This window comes from Bradyrhizobium monzae (assembly GCF_021458635.1).
Taxonomy (GTDB): Bacteria; Pseudomonadota; Alphaproteobacteria; order Rhizobiales; family Xanthobacteraceae; genus Bradyrhizobium.
Genome location: NZ_JAIRDQ010000019.1, coordinates 41,867 through 61,441 on the forward strand (window position 1 = coordinate 41,867; position 19,575 = coordinate 61,441).

13 protein-coding genes and 1 pseudogene are annotated in these 19,575 nt (G+C 57.6%); 9 read left to right on the plus strand and 5 right to left on the minus strand.

Annotated elements, in window-relative coordinates:
- Nucleotides 1–674: 674 nt before the first annotated feature.
- Nucleotides 675–1,751 (plus strand): cytochrome-c peroxidase, encoded by a 1,077-nt coding sequence (locus tag K3F49_RS37950; RefSeq protein WP_276575467.1) that lies wholly within the window; start codon nucleotides 675–677, stop codon nucleotides 1,749–1,751.
- Between the two features lie 318 nt (nucleotides 1,752–2,069).
- On the plus strand, nucleotides 2,070–2,576 hold the full coding sequence (locus K3F49_RS37955) for an avidin/streptavidin family protein (RefSeq protein WP_234685964.1): 507 nt from the start codon (nucleotides 2,070–2,072) through the stop codon (nucleotides 2,574–2,576).
- 632 nt (nucleotides 2,577–3,208) lie between these two features.
- On the opposite strand, the gene K3F49_RS37960 is transcribed toward K3F49_RS37955, so the two are convergent.
- The 3 genes from K3F49_RS37960 to K3F49_RS37970 all read right to left on the minus strand — a co-directional run bounded on the left by K3F49_RS37960 (nucleotide 3,209) and on the right by K3F49_RS37970 (nucleotide 6,427).
- Nucleotides 3,209–4,450, minus strand: coding sequence for a cytochrome P450 (locus K3F49_RS37960; RefSeq protein ID WP_234685965.1), 1,242 nt, complete (start codon nucleotides 4,448–4,450; stop codon nucleotides 3,209–3,211).
- A gap of 514 nt (nucleotides 4,451–4,964) precedes the next feature.
- Nucleotides 4,965–5,135 (minus strand): hypothetical protein, encoded by a 171-nt coding sequence (locus K3F49_RS39780; RefSeq protein ID WP_452101160.1) that lies wholly within the window; start codon nucleotides 5,133–5,135, stop codon nucleotides 4,965–4,967.
- A gap of 71 nt (nucleotides 5,136–5,206) precedes the next feature.
- Nucleotides 5,207–6,427, minus strand: coding sequence for a hypothetical protein (locus K3F49_RS37970; RefSeq protein ID WP_234685966.1), 1,221 nt, complete (start codon nucleotides 6,425–6,427; stop codon nucleotides 5,207–5,209).
- A 142-nt stretch (nucleotides 6,428–6,569) separates the two neighbouring features.
- Between K3F49_RS37970 and K3F49_RS37975 the strand changes: the two genes are divergently transcribed.
- The 5 genes from K3F49_RS37975 to K3F49_RS39355 all read left to right on the plus strand — a co-directional run bounded on the left by K3F49_RS37975 (nucleotide 6,570) and on the right by K3F49_RS39355 (nucleotide 14,958).
- The gene (locus tag K3F49_RS37975) at nucleotides 6,570–9,902 is read left to right on the plus strand and encodes a hypothetical protein (protein ID WP_234685967.1); all 3,333 of its coding nucleotides are present in this window, start codon (nucleotides 6,570–6,572) and stop codon (nucleotides 9,900–9,902) included.
- Between the two features lie 160 nt (nucleotides 9,903–10,062).
- Nucleotides 10,063–11,397 (plus strand): hypothetical protein, encoded by a 1,335-nt coding sequence (locus tag K3F49_RS37980; protein ID WP_234685968.1) that lies wholly within the window; start codon nucleotides 10,063–10,065, stop codon nucleotides 11,395–11,397.
- 63 nt (nucleotides 11,398–11,460) lie between these two features.
- On the plus strand, nucleotides 11,461–13,719 hold the full coding sequence (locus K3F49_RS37985; RefSeq protein ID WP_234685969.1) for a di-heme-cytochrome C peroxidase: 2,259 nt from the start codon (nucleotides 11,461–11,463) through the stop codon (nucleotides 13,717–13,719).
- Nucleotides 13,720–13,753: 34 nt separating this feature from the next.
- Complete coding sequence (locus K3F49_RS37990; protein WP_234685970.1) at nucleotides 13,754–14,290, plus strand: GNAT family N-acetyltransferase; 537 nt, start codon at nucleotides 13,754–13,756, stop codon at nucleotides 14,288–14,290.
- 548 nt (nucleotides 14,291–14,838) lie between these two features.
- On the plus strand, nucleotides 14,839–14,958 hold the full coding sequence (locus K3F49_RS39355; RefSeq protein WP_276575468.1) for an avidin/streptavidin family protein: 120 nt from the start codon (nucleotides 14,839–14,841) through the stop codon (nucleotides 14,956–14,958).
- A gap of 250 nt (nucleotides 14,959–15,208) precedes the next feature.
- On the opposite strand, the gene K3F49_RS37995 is transcribed toward K3F49_RS39355, so the two are convergent.
- Both K3F49_RS37995 and K3F49_RS38000 read right to left on the minus strand, forming a co-directional pair.
- Nucleotides 15,209–15,934, minus strand: a complete 726-nt coding sequence (locus tag K3F49_RS37995) for an HAD family hydrolase (protein WP_234685971.1) — start codon at nucleotides 15,932–15,934, stop codon at nucleotides 15,209–15,211.
- Nucleotides 15,931–16,704 carry a phosphoribosylaminoimidazolesuccinocarboxamide synthase gene (locus K3F49_RS38000; RefSeq protein ID WP_234685972.1) on the minus strand — a complete coding sequence of 258 codons (774 nt, stop codon included), beginning with the start codon at nucleotides 16,702–16,704 and terminating at the stop codon, nucleotides 15,931–15,933. Before K3F49_RS38000 ends, K3F49_RS37995 begins: the two co-directional genes overlap by 4 nt.
- A gap of 941 nt (nucleotides 16,705–17,645) precedes the next feature.
- On the opposite strand from K3F49_RS38000, the gene tnpB reads away from it, so the two are divergent.
- Nucleotides 17,646–17,999, plus strand: a complete 354-nt coding sequence (gene tnpB, locus K3F49_RS38005; protein WP_027545641.1) for an IS66 family insertion sequence element accessory protein TnpB — start codon at nucleotides 17,646–17,648, stop codon at nucleotides 17,997–17,999.
- 69 nt (nucleotides 18,000–18,068) lie between these two features.
- Nucleotides 18,069–19,575: pseudogene (tnpC, locus tag K3F49_RS38015) on the plus strand (IS66 family transposase); the annotation flags it as partial.

Sequence of the window (19,575 nt, forward strand, 5' to 3'; positions counted from 1 at the left end):
CCGCAATCGCTCGTCGAGTGTCTCAAGCGCTTGTTTTTTGCTCTGAGTGCGGCGGGTATCGCAACTGGTACGAGGCTTGCTGGTCTCATCTCAGGTCCTCCGAAGTGATGGAGGACCGGGTGCGCGGTATCGTCTCCATCAAGCAGGTTGTCGGCTGCTCGCAGATCGGCGTGCGCTCGTAACCTATAGCCCGTAGATTAGAAGGAAGCGGACCATTACCAGCGTTATCCCAACTGGAATTCCTGCCTGGTGCAGTTCGTCTAAAAGGCGCCGGCTGATTCCCCCGATGATATCGAATGCTGCAATGATCCTCGACGTCGCGCATATTGGCACAGGAAGCCACATAACCGGCCGCTGGTATCACGTGACGCGCTTTCGCGCAGGCCGGAGTGCTTTCGCGCGACTGGAGTTCAGCCAAGTGCAGCACAAGGTTCAACTGCAGGAGCCGGGCAAACGCCGCGCAGATCGGCCGCATCTGGTGCCGGCGAACAACTCGGAAAACGAGGCGGCTTTTCGAGAGAACGAGCAAAGACTGAAGCGCCGCTCTTTTGTGATGATTTGCTGCGGCGCCTCGAGCATGAACGTTAGGTGGTTTGCAACTGCGCTAGCGCCAGGGCGCCGAACACGGCGTCATGCTATCCAATTCCCCAGAGCATCGATGAGAACTGGTACCGATGATACTTAAGAAGTCCGCGACCCTGGAATTCCGCTTTGTGCGCAAGCTATGTGTTGCGGCTATTGCGATACTGGTCTCGTCACAAGCTGGCGCAGACGATGATTTGATGAAGGCTGCTAGGCGGGCGTTCAAACCGATACCCTCGGTCGTTCCTGCGGTGAAGGACAATCCGGTCACCCACGAGAAAGTCGAACTCGGTAGGATGCTGTTCTTCGATCCGCGAATGTCGGCTAGCGGGATCATTAGCTGCAATAGCTGTCACAATCTTGGTACAGGCGGAGTCGATGCCGGTCCGACGTCGGTTGGTCACGGCTGGCAACGGGGGCCACGTCGGGCCCCAACCGTCTATAACGCAGTCTTCAATGTGGCGCAGTTCTGGGATGGGCGGGCGCCGGATCTCAAGGCGCAAGCAAAGGGCCCCGTGCAGGCGAGTGTTGAAATGAACGCGACCCCAGATCATGTGATCAACACGCTGAAGTCGATGAGCGACTATGTGGGCATGTTCAAGAAGGCGTTTCCAAGCGAGGTCTCGCCAGTCACCTTTGACAACTTCGCGAGGGCGATCGAAGCCTTTGAAGCGATTCTCATTACGCCCGCAGCCCCTTTCGATCAGTACCTTGAAGGCGATCCAACTGCTCTCAATGATCAGGAGAAAGCAGGATTGAAGCTATTCATGGAAACGGGATGCTCCTCCTGTCACAATGGAATCAACGTCGGCGGACAGGACTATTTTCCATTTGGCATGGTCGAAAAACCAAGCACAAACTTGCTTCCAACCACCGACAAAGGCCGATTTGCGGTCACAAAGGTGGCCAGCGACGAATACGTTTTTCGTGCAGCGCCGTTACGCAACGTCGCCTTGCGAGCGCCATACTTCCATTCCGGTCAGGTTTGGACTCTTAAGCAAGCTGTCGGCGTGATGGCTGAAGTTCAGCTTGGCGCCAAGCTTAGCGATAAGGAAGAGAACGATATTGTCGCGTTTCTAAATTCGCTGAGCGGGCAGTTGCCCAAGATCGAGTATCCGATACTGCCAACCCGGACCGACACGACGCCACTGCCGTCGACAGGGAAATAGTATGCTCCATTGCTGTAGCGGCGCATTTTTGTTTGATGAATGGATGGCGCAGGGAATCGCGCGTCCGCCAGCGTCCAAGTGCCGCGCAAAAGCCGAAAATATGGTCGCACCCGTCACCTCTTGTTCAACTAGGGAAAGATCTCGGTGCCTGGGCCGTTCCATATGGGGAGCAGACTCATGCGTCTGCGCCGATTGACGTTGCGAAAGAATTCTTTCTTGATGCGAGTGTAATAATAAAGCACACGTATAGATTGCTTGTCCTGAAAGAGAGGTTTATAGGGCAAAGCGCGATCTTTCTGAAGCGACATGGAGTCGGCGATGCATCAAGCAAACTGGAAACTCACAAGATGGATGGCTTTGGCGGCCCTTGGGCTGCTATTGGCGGCACCCGCACGGGCGCAGCCCATCTGGACCTGGAACAACCAATACGGCTCGGTTCTGGCGGTCAACAGCTACGACCAGAGCACGGGCGCGATTTCCGGCACCTATACGAATAACGCAACGAATAGCTGCGACGAAGGCGTTCCTCAGGCGATGACAGGCTGGCTTGCCCAAACCAATAGCGGCGCAGCGATCAGCTTTACAGTCAACTTCGCGGGCTGCGGCTCAACGACCGTGTGGACGGGACAGCTCAATGCCGCATCGGGTTTTCAAGGGCTTTGGCTCCTTTCGCTGGCCGAGCCCGTGGTATGGAATGGGATCAGTGCTGGCGCCGACGCTTTCACGTTCGGCAGCGGCGACAAGTCGAAATTGATATCCGCCAGTAAAGGGGCGGCCAAGGACGGGCCAGGCGAGAAACTCTCCAACACGAAAGACCGCAAATAGCACGATCTTTCGCGTGGCGACGCTCAGCGTCGTCACGCTCACGTTGCGAGATGAACTCGCTTTTGTGCCGATGGCGCTGGCGGCAGTACACTCATACAATACGCGGCAAGAGTGCACCTGGGACATTCGCCGGCGCTTTCGAAGATGAGCCCAATCAAGCATGTTGCCCTCAGCTGCACGATCGGCGAGCAGAATCGATGGATGCAAGAGATCAGCCAGGCATCAGATGAACGAGCGCTCCTGATATTCTGTCCCGCAAATTCCTGGCAATATCATTGTGTCCTTGATGCGCGATACTCACCTATAGAGGGCGTGGCTGCTTGTCCTCCTATTCCGGTCTGGAGGCCCAAATGTAAGAGCAGACGGGGGCAAGATCACGAGCCCAAGGCAATAGAGCACACATCTGGCGGCGTTCCCGTAAAGTCGCCCCCAAACTGGTCAACGCGCCTCCTCGAATTGAATGTCCTCGCTGCCGCCCATCGGCTTGTCGACGGAAGTGTGAGAGGAGCATCTGAAGCCAAAATGCTTGAGGGCCACTGAAAGAACCCCTCTCGCAGCGCAGGGCTGCTCGGATGGCTAACGGTCGCATGCTCCGGCTCATCTCAGATCGATTGCAAGGAGGAGCCTCCTCGCTAAGCTGCCATCTGCACTGGGAGGGCGGAATAACCGTGCACGAAGTTGGATGCGACTCGTTCCGGCTCGCCGACCACCTTGATGTCGAGGCGCCTGATCAGCATTTCCTCCCAAAGGATCTTCAGCTGCAGTTCCGCAAGGTGTCTTCCGACGCAGCGATGGATGCCGAACCCGAACGAGAGATGTTGCCGTGCGTTCATCCGATCGATGATAAAGCGGTCGCCCTGGTTGATGACCTCATCGTCCCGATTCCCGGAAATGTACCACATGACGACCTTATCGCCTTGTCTGATATGCTTGTTACCTATCACGATATCGACTGCGGCGGTGCGGCGCATGTGTGCGATTGGCGTCTGGTAGCGTATGATCTCGGAGACGGCGCTTGACACGAGCATAGGATTCTCGCGCAGCTTCCGCAGCTCGGCCGGATTCTGGTTCATGAATAATACGCTTCCACTCATCGAATTGCGCGTGGTGTCGTTCCCGCCCACGATCAGCAGAATGAGGTTTCCGAGGAACTCACGTGGCTCCATATTCCGAGTCGCCGCTGAGTGCGCCATCATCGAAATCAAGTCGGCGCGGGGCTCGACATTTTTACGCTCGTTCCAAAGTCTTGTGAAATAATCCAAGCACCCGGACAGGACTGCCCGTCGCTTCTCCCAGCTGTCGATCTCGTGGCCAGCTCGCGGAGTTGTGGCGGCGACGTCCGACCAATAGGTCAGCATCCGCCGATCCTCAAATGGAAAATCAAACAGCGTAGCCAACATTTGCGTCGTCAATTCGATCGAGACCTTATCGACCCAGTCGAAGGTTTCATTGCGCGGCAAGCCGTCCAGAATGGCCTCGACTCGCCGACGGATCAAGCCCTCGAGCCTGGCGAGATTCTCCGGTGCCACTATCGGACTGATCGTATTGCGCTGCTCGCCATGTTTCGGAGGGCTCATCTTAATGAAACTCGGAGTCCAATATTCCTCCGGTAAATCGACGATCGTGACGCCTTGCTCTGACGAGAACACTCCGTGCGTCATGTCTACTGCAATGATGTCGTGGTATTTTGTTATGGACCAATACGGACCGTAGGGGCTATCTTTGCAGTAGTGGATGGGATCTTCCCTTCGTAACCGCTCGAAATAAGGCCATATGCTGTCGTCCTGAAAGCGCTTGACCTCGCTGACATCCAGATCGCTCAGCTGAACATCATATGCCCCCTCGCGCGCGTGACCTGCCAATAGCGTATTCATGATTGCCCTCCGGCCCTAACCTCTCATCTTGCTTTCGCTCGCCTGGGTGAATTCCCTCGGCGGCTTTGAGAGCTTCTCGCCATTTTTCAATGGACCGACCCATCATTCCCCGCCTGCTGCAGCGCTTTCGGTTGCGAGCGATTTATCGGGTCGAATGGTCCAAGAATATCGCAAGCCGGAGCGTAGCTCCCCTATCAGGATTGGGAGGGGCGTGAGCTCGTGTTCAATTCTATAATCGCTCCTCCCGCAATCCCTCGGCGGTTGCAGCTTCGTCGCGAGCCATCGCTCAATTTTACTGACGGCTTGGCGGCTCAGGTGGCGACGGCTATGGGCAGACTGACCTCGACTCCGTCGCTGATCGTCGGACCGCGTACGAGTTTTGGCGACGGATTGTGGTCATCGAGACGGCACCAGCGGTCTTACGAAGCTTCAGGCGGTTGAAGACGATCGCAAGCGCCGTCCTTGGCGACCTTTCAATCGCATCGTACGACGGTGCCCGCTAGCGAAGGTGCGTTCAATGGGAGAGGTCGTCCGCAGGCGCTTCCTGTGCTCGGCCGGGAAGTCGCAGAACGCCGGTTGAGTGTCCCGGTCCTTGCTCAGGGTTGGCCGCCTTCGCGCGTTTGGGCGTGGAGCTCTCGATGAAGTCATCGAGCGCCAGTTCGGTAGCGGCCATGATCTCGGCCATCCAGCATCCTGGTCAGTCCCATCGACGTGGTCGATCCGATACTCGCAGCGGGTCCGCAATCGATCTGTTCTTCAGCGAGCGCAGCGGCGTATCGCCGCGTCGTAAGCCGCGGCCAATTCGGTGGCCCCTGGCAGCATGCTCTCGACATCCATTTTTGCATCGATGGCAGCAAACAGGCTCGCTGCGGTGTTGTGACGAATGGCGACGGGATTGCGCTCATACCCTCCGCGCTGGAAGAAGTTCGAAGTTGGAACTTGCTCACGCGTGTCCGGCGGCATGCTAACCAGGTCGTATCCGTTACCATCCCCAGTCAGGTTCATCATCTCCAGTTCGGACGCGGACAACTCGTGGAGCAATCCCTTAGTTCGTGCGAAGATCAACGAGTCCAGCAGCTTTTGCGTTTGCAGCAAGGGCCCGACGTCAACGTCGAGGTTCATTGCGTGGATGCCCAGGCCCTGCGGCGTGTTTGCAAGAGTCTCGTGCTGGCCCCATTCGTCGGGCACGGAGCGCGCGAATTCGATCATTCGGCGCAGAGCTTCGATTTTGCTGTCCAGCGCCTTCCGGTCCTCACCGCGGAGGGATACAGACTTCCTTCTGAGTGCTGTTAGAAACTGGTCGCCTTTCTCCGCCAACAGTTCGACGCTGTTGGTGTTGAGCAGTTGATTGTAACCCAGTGCCGTTGAAATGGGGCGGCCATCCGGCCTGTCATACTCGAGACCAGCTTGGACGTCGTACCTCCCGTTGCCCCCCGACTCGAACGCATAGACCCTGACGATCTGGCTCCGTGTTAGACCCGCTTCGGCTGCGACCCCGGCATAGCTGGCTTTGAATTCGAGCTCGGAAGTAGGGCGCTCGGGCACAAACTGAAATTGTGTCAAGGCGTTGCTGAGAAAGTCCCCAACAGTGGGTATGGCTGCCCGCGTTACCGGCGCCTGAGCCGCTGGGGCAGCGGGGTCTACCGGCCTGGGCGGGCCCGCATAGACAGGTGGTTGGGCGAGGACATAGTCGTCGACGACAACAGGCTCGCCGTTGCGGCGCTTGGCGTTGCGGAGCTGGCGTTTGTCGCTGACGGATTTCCAATAGGGAGCTGCCAGCGTCTCATATTGCTGCCGAGCAGCGTCATACTCCGCAAGCTCCCTTTGGTAATTCGCCTGAGCTTGCTCGAGCGATGCCGGCCCGATCTGAGCGAATGCCGCGTGTTGGGCGGCCGGCGGGGCCGTCGTTCCGACCGCGAGCGCAAGCCAGAAACAGCAGCATGCTTGGTCCGAGCGGCCTCTGCGATTTATGAACATGCTATTCTCTCAAAGAAAACAAATGCGGCACGTTGGTCTCGGTCGCCGGTGGTCGAAAAATCTCTCGCGTTCAATAGAACGTCTCGACAAAGCGCCGACACTACTATAGGTGTCTTCGCGCCAATATACTCGTAAATCAAGAGTGCGCTCTCAAGACATTTTCATCGGCTGCCTCGATATTGAGGAGTTTTACGCTCGGTTGCAGCGATTATCGCCAAAATTTGCAGCCGATCATCGCATTGCTGTTGGTAGTGATATGAGCCGCCTTTGGTGCGCGGGAAGGGATACTATGACTGGGCGCGAGCACTTTTTTGCGTTGATGCGTGATCTGCGGTGGATCATTGTCCTGTCCTTGGTGCTTTCGTTCTTGCTATTTCTACCTGATCAGATTCGGGAACTATATCGAATAGCGGCCGACGATTATGGCTGGGTGACACTCAGGGAATTTATCGCCTTCGGTGTGATCGCGATCACTATCTGGCTGAGCGCATTTCAACTTACCACCGAGTCGCTGTTACGAACACCAAACGCTAGCGACCATCCTCTCATCCACAGGCTTGCTCCTGTTGTTCTTGGTGCGCTGCCCATGGCGGCTGCGATACTAGGTCAGTTCCTGTCGCGACCGGCATATCCGGCGGGCGCGGAGGAGGTAGGCAGCATCTTTCGTATCGAGAACCAGGCGTTGGCGTTCGAGCGGAATGTGCTCGCGCTGCTTGCGGGCGGAATCGTAATTTTATTGATCTCTTTCGTCTTGTTCGCGTGGCGGCTGGGCGGGAAAAAGCGCCTTTTTGAGCTATCGAGAAGAGCAAACGAGTCTTATTTCCACAGCCTCGGATTTTTCGCGCTTACCATTTGCGGCATAGCTCTGCTGACAACCGTGTTCGTTCTCTCTCCGGATAGGCTCGCACAGTTTGTCGGAGCGTTCGGTGTCATAGCTCTGTTTACGATATGCGTGGCCGGAATCATGACCCACTTTGCACTTTTGACTATCAGGAGAGGCTTTCCATATATACCACTGGTTTTCGGCTCCTTGTTCGTAGTTGCCTCCCTCTCCGGAAGCGACGACCATGAACTTCGTCCGGCAGTCGAGGCAAAAGCAGGCGATGCGCGGATCTCCGCTGCGACTGCCTTTCATGACTGGTTGTTGCAGCCGGCCCGCCTGGCCGAGGCTGAAAGGCTCGGTGAGTACCCTGTCTTCATTGTGACTGCTCAGGGCGGAGGCATTTACGCCGCCCACAATGCGGCGCGTTTTCTTGCGCGCATGCAGGACCTCTGTCCGGCATTCCGGCAGCACTTGTTTGCAATCAGCGCTGTGTCGGGCGGCAGTGTCGGCGCCGCCACCTTCGCTGCCGCACTTCATGCCGAGAATGCGCCGCTGAATGCCAACGCTCCTGCAGGACAAGCCTGCGACAAAATTGCAGCGTTTCTGGCCGGCGTCACACGGGCTCAGGATCTTGATGTCCCTGGCGCGGTCGAGCAACGCGTTGCGAGCGTTTTGACGGCAGACTTTATTTCGCCTTTGGTCGCCGGCGTTCTGTTTTCCGATTTCACACAGTTGTTCTCTCCGATCACCTTCAGGTTCTTCGATCGCGCGCGCTTTCTGGAATATACCCTTGAGAACGCCGGAGATCGCATGCTCAAAAGCCAGAAGAGCAGCGGCGATGGATCCAATTTGTTGAGGGCCGACTTCCAATCCCATTGGGCGCCTGACAACAATATGCCGGCGCTGCTCCTGAACACCACAGATGTCGGCAGCGGCAAGCGGGTCGTTATTTCTCCCTTTGATATTGATCCGTCTCACCCAAAAGACAACGACCTGTGCATTCTCGCGAACCTTAAGCGTGGTAAGAATGGAACGAGCGAAATTGTCACGAGCCAGTCGTTGCATATTCCACTGAGCGCTGCGGCTTTTGCGAGTGCGCGGTTTCCTTGGGTGACCCCGGCAGCGACGGTAACCTTGAAAAACGACTGCATTACCGCCAATCCGCGCGCGCGGTTGGTCGACGGCGGCTACGTGGAGAATTCCGGCATCGAAACGGCGCTCGATCTGATTGCGAAGCTGAAGAGTATTCAGGGGACATCGGACGCGCCAAAATTCCGAATTTATCTGCTTTCTCTGGCCAATGGTGATTTCGCGGACCATGGTTCGTTTCGGTTCGGCGAGCTCATGGAGCCGGTACGAGCGCTGTTTAGCACGCAAGGTTCGCGAACCTATATTGCGCTTAACCGGGCCGCTGATGTCGATCGCTTAACAGTCGAGGATGCCGCGCCGAGCCCGCCCCGGTTCTCAACATTCGGCCGAACTAAAATCGCCGGCTTGTTCTATAGCTTGCCGCTTGGCTGGACGTTATCGGAGGAAACTGGAAACATCATTTCGCTCAGCAGCGGTCGATTCTGGGATTGCGTACCGAATGACAGCTTTGATCAATCTCGCGCAAAGCAAAGCAATGCGGATTGCCTGCAAGTGAAGGTCTTCCATCTTTTGAATGGAGACGTCGCAACGGCGTTTCAGACACTGAAAGACTCCAGACTTGCCGAGGCAGCGTACGCGGATCAACTCGCCAAGGAGAAGCCGCCTGCCATAAAAATCAATCCGCAGCCGCTCCTTGCTTGTTATGAAAAGAAATGGCTGCAAGAGCGTGGCTATCAAAAATATCTGGAGAGAGTGGAAGCGTACGAGAAGGAGCTGGCGAAGGCATCCAAAAACGATCTGCCCGTGCCGGCACCCGTCCCGCCCTATCGAAAGAGCTATCTGGCGTATTTTCAGACCGAACAGGTCGAGGCTTTGTTGCAGGAGTGGGATCGCGTCGACGAGACCGACCCTCGCATCCTTGCTTACATTCTGGGTTCTGTTTCTTACGATAGTGCGGACTTTACCCACACCAGTGAGAACTTCTGGTTTGGCGCTGTCTCGCAAATTCCAAAGAATTGGAGGCAGCGTATCGATCAAAGCAACGCGGCGCTTGTTGCCGCCGGCAAGCCGCCGATTGATATGGCCGCGCTGCTGGCTCATCCCAAAGAGTTGGCGAACGCTGTTCTCGGCTACGAGGGCAATCAGTTTGGCAACTGGCCAGGGACAGACGACGGTTGGGTTTTCAGGCTGCGCGGCATGTATCAGCTGGTCGGGCGTGAACAGTACCAGGAAGCGCAGGTTCAGATGCAGCAACTCGGTCAACTGCCGGGGCTCGATTTGATGACGTTCCCCGATGCGCTCTGGGACGCGAAGATCTCTGCCAAGGTGACCTTCGCTCACTTCAGGAGCCATCTTTACGGTCACCGAACACTGTTTGAAATGCTCAAGGACAACTCGCTCGATTGGAAAGCCGTGCGTTCGCTGCAGACAGATATGGATCATGGTCCGGCCGACCAAAATAATGTCGATGCGCGAAGCGAGATGTTCCTCAGCTGCATCAAAGCCGTCCTGCATCCGTCTCAGCTGGAGACCTGGGCGCGCGGGTTCAGAGGCGAAGAATGAGAAGGGGAATCTCGCTTTGTCCGCGAAGAAGGCGGTCCGAAGGGACCGCGGGCGGCTAATGCGGTCGACGGGAAATATCAGAGCTTTCGCTTAATTTGTGGCGTGCCCACTTACGAGGATACAACCGATGGAACTATGGCGCGATGTTTGGAGATTGCCCTTGTTGTCACTCACGCTGGTGGCAGCAGGCTTGGCGATAGAGGTTGCGACGGGTGCTGAAACGGTTGCGGCGCAAACGGTATCGAAGCCGCTTTCGGCCAACGATCTAACCATCCTTTTCCCGCCACCGCAAAATGCGGCCGACATGGCCAATTTAATTGCGCTGTCAGATCTCGCAGGCCCGACTGGATCGCCTCAGCGGCTCTGGTCGGATGAAGATTTTGCACGCTTTCTAGCGAACGCGGAAAATCCCGAACGTCCTGGCGCGCCAGATTCCGGTGTAAGCAGGATTGCTCTGCCTGATGGCGTAAAGAACATTAAGGCGTGGTTCGTTGCCGGTATCCGGATCGATCCAGGGGCGCCTGGCTTGTCGAATGACATTATCGCGCAGTTCGGCCGACAGCCGCAAATCCGTCTCATCGTCCAGCCGGTGACCAACGGACCGGATGGGTTCAAGGTCCACGATATCGCGGGGCATCTGATCTTCAGTTTCACTCTCTCCCCACCTGACCCTCCGCTCAATGGTTGCGCACCGTTTCCCCGATCGAAGCCGGACGATGAGACCTTCAAAGCCATCATTCGCGATGTGGCCGCGCTGCGCGATCAGCTGGCAGCCGGGACGTTTGGCGGCGTGAAGGTTGTGACCGCGGGTGACTTGAATGTCCATCCAGGCTTGCGCGGCGCCTCGGCCAAGCCATTCCGGGTCGCGTTGAAGGCGATGCTCGAGAAGCATCTGTCTCCGCAGCGCCTCCAGACCATGGCCGTCATGGGCACCCGCCCGCCAGAGCCCTGGATCTTCGTATCGATGCTGAAGGTTCCTCAGGCAGGCCTTATAACCGTACCTGGCCCTACGCTTGATGGGATGCATGTTGCCCAGATGCTCAGTTTCTCTGGCGCAAAACAGGTCGTCCCACAGCCGTCGACGAACAATCAAAACCCGATTACGTGCCGTCACGCCGCGCTTCAAAGCCCGCCCCAGCCCACAGCCGATCGCAGGGGCGTGTCAACCTCTGCATTCCTCGACGCCAAGGCCGACGACAGCCGCATCAATGAGATCGTCAAGATTATCGCCGATCCAAAGCAGAGCCATTTTTTCAATACCGACTGTGTGAGCTGCCACACCGAGACGGCGCAACCCCTGGCCAGGAACGTCAAGAATTTCACGGTGCCCGGCGTCAGCAATGCCGTGTGGCCAAAGGAAAACTGGAATGTTCGCAATTTCGGATGGTTCCCCTCGTTTTTGCACGGTGGGGTCGCGCCAACGATCACGCGGCGCACAGCAGCTGAAACGGCGGACGTGGTGTCCTTCGTCAACAACCAGTTGCTCAACAAGTAGTGGGCAGTCGCTGTAAGCCGCGTTTTCAGCGCAGTTGAAAGTCGGGGGACGATGATGAGGTGGTTGCTTACGAAGCTGCGTTTTATCTTCTGTGGTCTTTATTATTGGATGAGAGGTTGGCCTTGTTTGGCGGGCCTGCTCATCGTGACCGGCATTACCGTTGCGGCAGTGGCCGGAACGGCATACTTCGTGCCGGAAAAGCTCCGCGACGTTGCGCTCTCAATTGAAGGCAAGGCCAGCCTTGTCGCTAAATTGCTGCCGGCCACCTTGCCGCAGCCGTCGAAGATCGAGCAAGCCTACTGGTTACCGCAAAACTGGAGCGCACAGCAGCGCTACTGGTTTCATCATACGTCGCAGGGGACCGCCACAATTCCTGTCCCTTATCAATGGTTCATGGCGTTGGAGCGACCGGAGCTGTCCGTATTCTACACCAGTTTGACAGACGACGAGTACCTGCGTCGCCTCGGATTTATCCCCAGTCCCAGCTCGAAGGGCTTTACCGGCAACGCACCCAAATATGGCTATCAAGATGATACGCCAAAGGCAGACGCGGCTCAGCTCGGCTGGGTCCCAAACCCGACGGACAATCCGAATGGATTGCCCGTCGGCTTCGCAATTCTAAAAGCAGGTGTCGACCCGACGACGGGCGAGCCATATGAAGACCAGATCGGGCTGACCTGCGCTGCCTGTCATACCGGGCATCTTGAGTACAAGAATGTGAGCATCCGATTCGATGGCGGCCCGTCGATGGTCAATCTCGGCGAGGTCGAACGCGTAGTCGGATTGTCGATCGGCTACACACTGCTCTTCCCCTGGCGATTTGAGCATTTTGCCAGCAAGCTGGAGGAAATCAAAGGTCAAAGCGTCGATAGGGAAAAGCTTAAGGAGGGCCTGAAGCTCGCGCTCGAAAAAATCAAGAATCAGAAAGCGCAGACAGATGGTCTTTTGGCGGCGCAGGGCGTTGTCGATCTCGACGAAGGCTTCGGTCGGCTGGATGCACTGAACCGGATCGGCAACCAAGTCTTCTACACCAATTTTCTCGATCAGAAGACCGGCAAGCTCCCGGATCCGCTGCTAAAAGGCAACTTCGTGCGCAACGATGCGCCCGTGAGCTTTCCACCGATCTGGGACACTCCGTATTTTCTATGGGCACAATACGACGCCTCCGTGCTCAGTGAACTTGTTCGCAATGCGGGTGAGACGCTCGGTGTCGCAGCCAAGATTAACATGACAGCGGCCGCGCCCGATCGTCCGCTCTTTGGTTCGTCCATTCATCTTTCGGACGTTGCACGGTTCGAAGAGCTTTTGCGCGGTACCGACCCCTTCTCAGCGACCAACCCTGGTGACAAGAAGTTCAATGGACTGATCGCTCCGCGATGGAGGGATGCGCAGGAAAAATTTCGAGGTGACCCGGCTTGGGCCATCGACCAAAAACTCGTCGAAAAAGGCCGCGACCTTTATCGAGCGCATTGCTTCGAATGCCATCGAGGCCCAGTCAACGATCCCGAGTTCGACAAGAAGTGGCCGGAGGATTCGTTCTGGAAGCCGGAGAACCCGGATCGTACCGCGAAGAACGAGAAAAATTGGGTCGAAATCGGTGGACGGCATTACTTCAACGTTGTCCAGCTGCCGGTGACCGAGATCGGCACTGACCGTCAACAGTCCCGCGTCCTTACAGAACGTCGGGTTCATCTGCCGGAGTCGCTTGGCGTGAAACCCGTTGACGATCTCAACAAAGCGTGGGGTTGTGGTTTGTTGCCGGATGAGGCAGATCCGCTGTTCGTGCTCGCACTGATGGATGTGGTCGGTAAGACGATCGACCAATGGAACGTCGCGAACGGCACTCCCGACAAGATCAAGCAGCAGATGTGGGGGCCGAGGAAAAATTGCCAAAACCAGCGCGCATATGTCGGAGCACGCGCCAACATTAACGGAAAGGACAAAGATGTTCTTTCTCTCGAACCTCGCTATCGGGCACGTCCGCTGGACGGGGTCTGGGCGACAGCGCCGTATTTACACAACGGATCAGTCCCGACCTTGAGAGATATGTTGCTGCCCCAACGCGAGCGGCCAACGTCGTTCTGCGTTGGCAGTCGCCAATTCGATCCAGTCAATGTCGGGCTTGTCACGAAAGCGCACGCGGACGAGGCTTGCGCGGCAGGCCTGACCAATTTCGACGTATCGTTACTCGGAAATAGCAACCGTGGACACTCTTTCCAGGGCAAAGAGATTGACGTAACGAAGCTACCGCCTGGCGTCATCGGTCCCGAACTGAACGAGGACGAACGGCGGTCGCTCGTCGAATATCTGAAAACGCTGTGAGATAAACGTACTGGCAGCGGGGAATCATCATCGCGTGACACACGCCGCCGATTTTTCGTTCAGATCCGCGCGCCTGCAGGACGCCGAATCGGTCTTCAACATCACGAAGGCTTCGATCGGCGGCCTCGCCAGGGCGTCGTATTCTCCGGGTCAAATCGAAAACTGGATGGGGGAGCGCACGCCATCATTTTACGAAGAACTCATCGGCAACGGACGGATGATGGTCTGTCTGCGTGGCGGCGTTGTGGTCGGATTCGTTGACGCCCTGCCGGGCGAATTAACTCGGTTGTTCATATTGCCTGAAGTCGCCGGCGTCGGACTAGGCCGGCGGCTGCTCAAGATCGGGATCGCCCAATCGCGTTTGGGCCATAGCGGATCGATAAAGCTCGAGGCGACGGTCAATGCCGTAGGCTTCTACCGAAAATGCGGCTTTCGAAGCAAAGCTCGAGGTTATTTCTCTCACGGTCGCGGCGGCGAGCCTATCGAGATTGTACACATGGAATTGTGGATTCCGAAGTTTGCGACCAGAGATGCATCGGCCCTCTACGGCCCGATTTGCTGGATATTTTGATCGGTCATCCGTGGGAGGTCACCGAGGCGGTTGCGCAGGGCCGACCGCCGTCTCGCCTGCCGCTTCACGATGGTGGGCCTCCAACTGAGGCTGCCCCACTTTTGTTGGCCTTCTTGTTCGGATTTTGCTCGATCGGCCAGCTTATCACCCTTTGCAGTGTTCTGTAGCGCGTCCGGCAGCCGTGCGCAGATCACCAAAGTGGGCCAGAAGCTCACCGACGACGTAGATGCTTATCCAGCTTGGCTTGGCCCTGATATCCTTCGGAGCGTCGATAACGGATGCGGCAAAGGGAGCTTTATAGACACCTTTCTGAAACGACATGGAGTCGGCGATGCATCAAGCAAACTGGAAACTCACGAGATAGATAGCTTTGGCCGGCCTTGGGCTGCTATTGACGGCATCGGCGCAGGCGCAACCCATCTGGACGTGGAGCACGCAATACGGCTCTGTTCTGGCGGTCAACAGCTATGACCAGAGCACGGGCGCGGTTTCCGGCACCTATACGAATAACGCGACGAATAGCTGTGACGAAGGCGCCCCGTCAGCGGATGACAGGCTGGCTTGCCCAGGCCAGTAGCGGCACAGCGATCAGCTTTACAATCAACCTCGGGGGCTGCGGCTCAACCAATGTGTGGACCGGACAGCGCAATGCTGCTTCGGGTTTTTAATGGCTTTGGCTCCTTTCGCTCGCCGAGCCCGTGGTATGGAATGGGATGCCGACTCCCAAAGGATCTTCAGCTGCAGTTCCGCAAGGTGTATTCCGACGCAGCGATGGATACTAAACCCGAACGAGAGATGTTGCCGTGGATTCTTCCGATCGGTTTCGCAGTGCACCAACTGTAGTGCTCAATCTGAGCGTGGCGCAGAGACGCCCGGAGTCACAAACGCTTCCTCTAGAAATCAAATTACCGGTACTGCTTATGCGCCCTTGCCGAGGAGCGAAATGATGTCATCGAGCGTCGTCATGACAGCGACCGAGTCGTCTTTTGGCAACGAGGCGTCACGGCAAAACCAAACTGCTCGGCATCCCGCGCCGCGTGCGCCCAGAACATCCGAGCGAAAGCTATCACCTACCATGATGACCCTGTCTGGCGCCTCACGCAAAAGGTCTAAACAGGCTTCAAAAGCGGCTTGGCTGGGCTTGCGATAACCGAAATCGCCGCAGAACATGACAAGATCGCAGTTGCGGCTGACATTTGTGTGCCGAGCTACCTCGGCTCGCCATAACCTGTGGCTCGTTCCCCAAGGCGTATTAGACAAGATCGCCGTCCGGTAGCCCGTTTGGCGAAGGGTAGCAATGACGTTCTCCGCGTCTGGCATGAGCTGGCCACTAGCAAAGATTCTTTTGCAGAGGCGCAGCTCGAGTAGCGTTGCATCCGCGTCATCCATGTCGGGTGCCAGTGCGCATCTCAACCGGTCGGCGAACGAGACCACGCGACAATCCTCGCGCTCTTTGTTCAGCGCCTGCAACGTTGCGCTAGCGATGGATCTCGGCGCTGTGACAGTGGCCAAATCTGTAAAGCTGGACGAATCGGTGAGGAAATCATGCAAGAACTCAACCTGTTCGGCCTCGGTCCGCAATGGATAATCGCAAAGGGTGTTACCCCAGTCAAAGATGATGGCTCCAGGATTGCTCATCTTCATGGAAGCCCTTTAAGCCGATCCAGAAACGCTCGCCACTGGCGGAGGATAACCTCTGGATCTTTGCCCTTACGCCAAAGGTCCTTATCTAAATCATGTGAGGCGTGCTTGGCTCGCATGCAGTCTGGTGAAACCTCGCCAAATATCGCATCGCCTTCGGCGGTGATAAAAAAGCAAATATCGAGGAGTTCAATTTCGCACGATGCCAAGACTGTCGCCAGCGCGTTGAAGGCTCGCAAAGCCAAATGCTTGGCAGCACCCGTATCGATGAAGCGGTCCGCCAGCCAGTTCGGCATGCATTCGTCCCGATGTGGTAGCGGGTTGCGCCAGTCGAAGCGCACATAGGGTTCGTGTCGCTGATCCGGTCGGAGGTATCCGCCATGACGCGTCGGGAAAGTCTCCAACCCGAGGTATATATGTTTTGGTGTCCCGACATAAGCCGCCTTCACGATGACCTCGATGGGCGGAGCCGCAACTCGCCGACTGATGTAATAGTCTTCACCAACGTGAACGATCGTGGAAGGCACACCCTCAGCCTCTAGCATCCGCCAAAGCCGCTCGGTGATGCGTAGACGTAACCAGTCGGTGCCCTCAACTGTGGCAGCGCGATTTGCGGAGTACGAAAACAACGTGGGCTTTAAACGCACGATGACGCTTTCATCGTCGATAACGCGGATCACCTTCGATTCGCCCTCTATCAGCAAGGGCAAATCTTCGAACTTGGAGCGCCAGTGGTCCGGATATGGAAACGCGGCTCGTTCAATAGGCTGCATGGGGATTTCCACCTTCACTATGTTTCTGCATACAGGTATACTGTCCTGTTGTACCCACGGCGCTTCGTGCTCGTACCGCCGAGGGCATCACGACGAGGCTGTGAGCGACCTGAGCCGCGCCGCAACCGTCCGGACGTACCGTTGCACACCACCTCGTTCCGATTACAAGCGGGGTGGCCCAACGTCGGGTACTGTCAGGCGCTGCATCCGCCCCACATCACCGATTGCTCAGTGATGTCCTTCCAACACGCAAATGGCGTGCCGAACTGAAACTGGCGCTTCTGCAAGCCCTTGATACACGTATCTTCAAGAGCCTTGAAACGTGCGTCGCGTCACATCGCTCGAACTGTCTCAAAACCGACAATCGACACTGAAGGATATCCGACAATGTCAGTTGGATTGTAATGTACCCCGATTGTGGAGCCACGGACTTGGTTGGAAGGTAAGCGCGAAGCCGATACCCTGGCTTCAGAGTTAGATTGAATGTGCGAAGAAGCCTCCGGCTTGGAACGGAGGTTTGGATGGGATTGGACAGCAAAAAGGACGTCCATTTGGACGGCTCACCGGGAGGGCCGGTGAGCCGGCTGGAGGTCCTCGAAGGACCGTCGGGGCGCCGCGTGCGTTCGGAGGCCGAGAGAGCCAGGATTGTCGCCGAGAGCTTGCTGCCCGGCGCGCAGGTGGNCCGAGGTGGCGCGCAAGCACGGAGCGACGCGCTGGCAGATCTACGATTGGCGAAGGCGGTTTCGACAGCGAGGCATGTTGGCGCCATGCGAGGCATCGCAGTCGACATTCGCACCGCTGGTCGTGGAAAGCGCGTTGGAGGAGCGTCACGTTCCGGCGATCAAGCTTGAGATCGCGATCGGCGATGTCGTGCTGCGGACGGAGACAGCCATAGATGGCGAGCAGCTGTCCCGGGTGATCCGCGCAGTGCGAGCTTCACGATGATCGCGGCCGGTGCCGATCTGAAGATTTACATCGCGACGCGGCCGATCGACTTCCGCTGTGGCCACGATGGGCTTGCGGCGAAGGTGCAGGAGATGCTTCGTCTCGACCCGTTCAGCGGCGCAGCCTTCGTGTTCCGATCGAAACGAGCGGACCGGATCAAGATTTTGGTCTGGGATCGAACGGGCCTGGTGTTGGTGCACAAGCGTCTTGAAGGTTGCAGGTTCGTTTGGCCAACGATCGCGGACGGCGTGATGCGGATATCGCCGGCGATGTTCGCAGCCCTGTTCGAGGGGCTGGATTGGAGGTTGGTCCGCCCGGAAGAAGCGCGGCGTCCCCAGGCGGCTGGATAACTGCGGCAGAATGACTCGGAAGCTATTTTGAACGTGGCACGCGCGGCGGCGATGTGCTCGAAATAGCGCATGAGCATCGCGGCGCTGCGCGACGAAAATGAACAACTGAAAGCGCTTTTGGCGCAAACGCAGGCGGCCTTGAGCGAGCATCAGGGGGCGCTGGCGGCGTCGGAGGAAGCGCGGCGTCGGCTGGAGGTCATCCTCGGCGAATTGCGCCGCGAAAAGTTCGGCGCGAAGTCCGAGAAGCTGCGGCCAGATCAGTATCACTTACCGTTGGAAGACGTGGAGATCGCGCAGGGCATTCTGGACGCGGCGCAGGAAAGAGCCGAGGCTGTGATCAAGGGCCGCTCGCGGAGCGAGCCGGATCAAGGTTCTCATCGCAATCGCGGCTGCTTGCCTACCCATTTGCCGCGGGTGGAACGGATCATCGAGCCTGCGAGCACGCTCTGTCCGTGCGGTTGCGGCGCATGACGAAGATCGGCGAGGACGTCAGCAAACGCCTCGACGTGATCCCGGCGCAATGGCGGGTGTTGGTCACGCGCCGCCCGAAATACATCTGTCGCCACTGCTCGGGCCCTGTCGTGCAGGCGCACGCACCGGAGCACGTCGTGCCCAGCGGGCTGCCGACCGAAGCGGCCATTGCGCACGTGATCGTCTCCAAGTTTGGCGACCATACGCCGTTCTACCGTCAGGCCGAGATCTATGCGCGCCAGGGCATCCGGCTTGATCGGGCGACACTGGGCAACTGGTCCGGCCGCGCCTGCTTCCATCTTCAGCCCATCGCGGACCACATGCGCCACCGCCTGGCCTTGGCGGATCGTCTGTTCATGGACGAAACCACGGCGCCGGTGCTCGATCCCGGGCGTGGCCAAACGAAGAAAGGCTACTTCTGGGCGATCGTCTCCGACGACCGCGGCCACAGCGGTCCAAGTCCGCCGATCGTGCTGTTCCGATATGCCCCCGGTCGCAGCGGTGCCTTTGCGGAGCAGTTCCTGGATGGCTTTTGCGGACACTTCCTGCAATGCGATGCCTATGACGGTTATGACCGGCTGACCGAAGTCGCTCGACCGCAAGGGCCGTGGACGCTCGTGCATTGCTGGAGCCATTTGCGCCGGCGCTTCGTCAAATTGGCCCGTAACAGCAAATCGCCGATCGCTGAGGCCGCCGTTCGGCACATCGCACAGCTTTACGCCATCGAAGCCATGGTACGCGGTGCATCGCCGGACATCCGGCTGGCCGGGCGCAAGGAGCACTCGCTGCCCATGGTCGCCGCGTTAAAGCCTTGGTTCGAGAAACAGCTGTCGATGATCTCCAGCGGTTCGACGCTCGCCGAGGACATCCGCTACGCGCTCAATCACTGGCAGGGGCTGACCCGCTTCCTCGAAGACGGGCGCCTTGAGCTCGACACCAATCCGGTCGAGAACGCCATCCGGCCAGTCTGCCTGACCAGAAAGAATGCTCTCTTCGCCGGGCATGAGGTCGGGGCTGAAAATTGGGCCTTGCTTGCGTCGCTCGTCGCCACCTGCAAGCTCAACGACGTCAACCCGGCCGCCTACATCGCCGAAACACTCGAGGC